This is a genomic window from Enterococcus gallinarum NBRC 100675 (genome assembly GCF_001544275.1).
In the GTDB taxonomy this organism is placed as follows: Bacteria; Bacillota; Bacilli; order Lactobacillales; family Enterococcaceae; genus Enterococcus_D; species Enterococcus_D gallinarum.
In genome coordinates this window covers 1-3,480 of record NZ_BCQE01000062.1, presented here as the reverse complement: position 1 = coordinate 3,480, position 3,480 = coordinate 1, and the positions used below count along the sequence as shown (strand labels likewise).

At 30.9% G+C, this 3,480-nt stretch carries 4 protein-coding genes and 1 pseudogene; all 5 read left to right on the top strand.

What is annotated here, in order from left to right; genetic code table 11:
- The first annotated feature begins 129 nt into the window (after positions 1-129).
- Positions 130-312, top strand: coding sequence for a hypothetical protein (locus tag EG2_RS17945; protein ID WP_060815699.1), 183 nt, complete (start codon positions 130-132; stop codon positions 310-312).
- A complete protein-coding gene (locus tag EG2_RS17940) occupies positions 312-950 on the top strand; it encodes a hypothetical protein (protein WP_060815697.1) in 639 nt (212 codons plus the stop codon). The genes EG2_RS17945 and EG2_RS17940 overlap by 1 nt, the downstream gene beginning before the upstream one ends.
- A 312-nt stretch (positions 951-1,262) precedes the next feature.
- Positions 1,263-1,865: a recombinase family protein gene (locus EG2_RS17935; protein ID WP_060815695.1), complete on the top strand. Its 603-nt coding sequence runs from the start codon at positions 1,263-1,265 to the stop codon at positions 1,863-1,865.
- A gap of 651 nt (positions 1,866-2,516) precedes the next feature.
- Positions 2,517-2,615 (top strand): type I toxin-antitoxin system Fst family toxin, encoded by a 99-nt coding sequence (locus EG2_RS19040; protein WP_115241633.1) that lies wholly within the window; start codon positions 2,517-2,519, stop codon positions 2,613-2,615.
- Between the two features lie 534 nt (positions 2,616-3,149).
- Positions 3,150-3,480, top strand: a pseudogene (locus tag EG2_RS17930) (hypothetical protein); the annotation flags it as partial.

Sequence of the window (3,480 nt, the reverse complement as noted above, 5' to 3'; positions counted from 1 at the left end):
CTGTTCGAGTATCAAGAAGATAATTTATTAAATAAAATAAACGTTTATTTACATTTAAAGTGTGATAAAATATTGTCGTAAGCAAAAAATGTATAAACTATAATATTGTATCGAATGGGGGGGATAGAAATGAAAAATGCTTTGCATATATTGAATATTTGTCTTTTAGCTATCATTTTGTATTTATATTATTTGAAGATAAATGTTGGTGAAAATATTTGGATACCAGGTATTTTGTTAATTATTGGGGTCATTTTCAACTGGATTTTATTTTATAGGCTCATAAATAAAAAAAGGAAAGAGAAGAAATAATGAAAAAAATTGTCGCTTTTATATTGGCTGTTTTAGTTATGGGAATTATTGCCCCAATAACTTTGGTAAATGCAGAGACAGCGAGTACTTTAAATGAATATGCGATTGACAATATCAAAATATTAGAAGATGACAAAGGGAACTTACTATTAAGTGATAATGTGACAGGAGAAAAAGTTACTTTAAGTATTAATAATGATGATAGCGCTTCGCTGAAGATGAATGACGGAGAGACTAAGGAAGTATCTAGAGATGAGGCAGGCAATATTTATGTAGAAAATAAATTAGAAATTCCCTCACCAGTTGAAAGTGTCGATTCTACAGTTCCTAGTATTCAAAAAAGAGCAGTAAGCAAATGGATCTACTTTCAGACAACATATTATGATACGACCACACAAGGTAATTTACAATCTATCGCGTTAGGGCTGTTTTCTTTAATGCCATACGTTGGAACAGTTGCAACAATAGCTGGTATCATACAGACTGCTCGCAATTTAAATGCACCAACACTTTACGTTAAAGTAAACCAATATCATACAAAAGGATATCAATTCTATAAATATGATAGTTTCTTTTATTCAAATAAAGCTCGAACTAAATTAGTTAAACGAGTAACGAAAGAAAAAAGAATGTGGTAATATATTGTTAAGAAGAAATATGCTTTATTTAATTAAATAGAATTCGGAAAAAATTGATCGTAAACAACGGCTTAGTTTGTCGATTAATAGATTGTAAAATTGAATTACTAATATATAATTATCCTATTATGGGAAAGAGGAATGCTGTTAGGTATTCCTCTTTTTAGTATCTAATTACCTAATAAAATTAGGGAGAATCGGAAGCAATTTTATTGTGGTCAGAAACTTAAAAGTTTTTGGCCACAATAAAATTTCTTGATATACTTAGTTTTTACAGGTATCAGAAACTTATGTCCAGAAAGTGAGAAAAAAATGGCAATTTATGGGTATTCACGAGTCAGTACCAGCAATCAAGAGTACAAAACTCAAATTTTGAAATTAGAAGATGTGGGTGCTGAAAAAATCTTTAGTGAAAAATATACTGGTACAAAAAAAGAAGATAGAAAAGAATTAGAAGAACTAATTTCAATAGTAGAAAAAGGTGATCTCGTCTTAGTAACAAAGATTGATCGATTAGCAAGGAGTATCGTTGATTTAAATTCGATTATTTCTACTTTAAACGAATCAGGTGTGACAGTTACTTTTTTAGACAATGCCTTGACGTTTGAACCGAATAAAAAAGATTCCATGCAAACACTGATGATGAATATGCTTGGAAGCTTTGCGCAGTTTGAGCGAGATTTAATCGTGACTAGAACACAGGAAGGCAAGCAATGGCATAAAGCGAATAAAAAGAATTACAAAGAAGGCCGTCCAAAGAGAATTTTGAACGATCGATACAAGCATGCCTTGGATTTAATGGAAACGAACAGTATGAGAGAAGTTGAAAAGAAAACAAATATTTCATTGTCTACCTTGAAACGCATTAAGAAACAAGTAAAAGAAGAAGTTTTGAAAGTGGACAATAACGAATGAATCGAAATGACCGACAGAGATAATGCAGGAAGGATTGGTTTATAATTGCTCAATTAATGAACTAGGTGTTTTTCAGGTTTTGAATATAACCGATACAGCTGAGGTCTTTGTGTGTGTCGTAAGGTGTACATGGAAACAAAAAGAAATACTAAAAAATTAAACTATAGATTTCATGTCCCAAGAGAACATTTGATTCGAAAATCGACAGAATTTTCTTATATAACAAAAATATTGATTTAGTATCAATTCATACGGTATAATAATTTTATCCAGATCGGAAACTCAACCTTTTGCTATGTGAATAAGCAAATCAAAAAGAAGAGCATTAGTTCATAACTTTTGCTCTTCTTTTTCTTATGACTATTAAAAAAAATTGTAACTTTGTGCTAAAATATAGTTAGATCTGCATAATTAGACTTAGCGTTGCCCGTTAGTGAAGTTTCAGGCAGCGCTCTTTTTTGGGGATTATATATGGAAGAAAAAACGATATTTGAAAAAATCAAGCGAAGCAATAACAAAAAACTAATTGATAAGTGATTAGAGAGTAAATTAAAAGGAATAAGGGATGAATTAGAAAGATATGAAGCATATATGTTTCAAGATTGATTTGATATAATAGAAAAGGCAACTTGCCCCGAGAGGGGGCTGTACATGCTAGAACAAATCTTCACATTGATTGTCACACCGCTTTTGGTGGGCGTAGTTATCGAACTAGTTTCTCATTGGTTAGATGAAAAAGATGACAATTGATAGCAAGTTGCTATCTAACCCACATGTTCGGAGTCGCAACGAACGCAAAAAAAGACAGACCTATTCGCCCTAGGTCTGTCTTTTGTGTTGTACATGCTCGAAATCTTCACATTTCACAAAATTAGTATAACATAGAATTAAAGAAAAATCTACTATTGAATGTGATTGTGGAGAGCATGCGGAACATCTTTTTTATAGAATTATTATAGAAGTATAGAAGTTGTTTCAAAAGTAAAAAAATACACCAATTTGAGTAAACTAAATAGAATTAATACTAGTTGTTCTTGTGGTAATAAAGATATATAAAAGTCAAGTGGACGATTTAATAGTCCAACATGTTTATTTATGAAAAAAAGCAGTATATTATTTCCGAAAAAACATTGGTCCATATTTCTGATTCTGCTAAGTTTTTTTGGAATTTTGACTGTAACTATTTTTTATTTACCAAATTCTTGTTTATCATTAAGAGTAGTTTTTTTAATGGTATTAATCCATATGGAATTAATATAAATAATTTATGGAGCGTGGAGATGGATGAACGTTAAAAAAAATCGAAGAGGTATGATGTTTGTTGCTAGTTTACTTATTGTAGTGCTTGGAGGATTGTTTCAATCTGTAAATGCTCATGCTACATCAATTTCTCAGTCTAATTCTTGGATAAATAGTTCTATTGGAAAATCTTATGATTTTGATGGAGTTTATGGGGCGCAGTGTTTTGATTACATCAATCAATATGCTTATGACCTTTTTGGAACAAGTTTTTCAGGTGCTGGTGCGATTAATTTGTTGGATACGGGAAATAAAAATGGTTTTAAAGTAATAAGAGATGGTGCAAATCTTTATCCACAATCTGGAGATATTTTGG

What these genes read in the sequence shown, in the direction of transcription:
- EG2_RS17940 (WP_060815697.1), top strand. Translation starts at nt 312, where the DNA reads ATGAAAAAAATTGTCGCTTTTATATTGGCTGTTTTAGTTATGGGAATT.
- EG2_RS17935 (WP_060815695.1), top strand. Translation starts at nt 1,263, where the DNA reads ATGGCAATTTATGGGTATTCACGAGTCAGTACCAGCAATCAAGAGTAC.
- EG2_RS19040 (WP_115241633.1), top strand. Translation starts at nt 2,517, where the DNA reads ATGCTAGAACAAATCTTCACATTGATTGTCACACCGCTTTTGGTGGGC.
- EG2_RS17945 (WP_060815699.1), top strand. Translation starts at nt 130, where the DNA reads ATGAAAAATGCTTTGCATATATTGAATATTTGTCTTTTAGCTATCATT.